This window comes from Rhodococcus sp. P3_B8 (assembly GCF_056402775.1).
Genome location: NZ_JBFUGT010000680.1, coordinates 1 through 810, shown reverse-complemented (window position 1 = coordinate 810; position 810 = coordinate 1). Strand labels below are relative to the sequence as shown.

Sequence of the window (810 nt, the reverse complement as noted above, 5' to 3'; positions counted from 1 at the left end):
ATTCCCCGTTCCGCAAGGGGCCGCTGCGCACCATCGGTGACGTCGAGGAGGCCACCTCGGCGTGGGTGCACTGGTACAACACCGGCCGGCTCATGCATCGTCTCGGGCGGATCCCACCGGCCGAGTACGAAGCCAAGTACTACGCTGAACACCGTGCCGATCAACCGGTCGCACACAAATGACAGTGTGTGCATGAGACCCGGGATGGTTCACCTACCTGATCCTCGCCGGCGCAGCCGTGCTCGCCGCCATGGTGGCGACCGCGAGCATCCCCCGCGTGGGCGAAAAGGGTCCAGTGGCAGACGATCCCGCAAGCCGGGACGCGAACTGTCCGAGGTGACTTGACTACTCGCCGTGATCTGCAGGTGGGTCGGCGACGTTGCGGAGCCCACGGATGTGGTCAACCAGGGTCGGGCGTTTCGCAGCCGCTGTGGATTCACTCGCTTCGGCATTCTCGCGGGCGTGTGCTTCCTCGCAGATTTGCTTCTCCCAGTACGCATCCGATCGTGCCCGCGGCACCCACGGAACGCTCATGCGATGTCCTCTCGGTGTAGGACGAGAGGAGATCGCTCCACCAGTCACGTATTTCGCGCCGGTGGTGGCCTCTGTTGCCACCGGCCGTGCCTCATCGGTGTCTTTCCTTTGTACGCCTCAGGCGTGAGGTCTGTCGCCCCCAACGGATCAGGTCGGCGACCTGTGCGGCTCGGCTACAGGATGAGCGGGAGGCATCGCCCGGGGCGCTCGAATGCACGTCCATTGCCTTAATGGGATATGCGGGGTAGACCTGAGGTACGGATCCACGGCAGACCC

Annotated in this window: 1 pseudogene; it reads left to right on the top strand. The window is 64.4% G+C overall.

The features are described from left to right. Positions 1-182: pseudogene (locus AC1D1G_RS45715) on the top strand (IS3-like element ISMyma10 family transposase); the annotation flags it as partial. Positions 183-810: the final 628 nt, after the last annotated feature.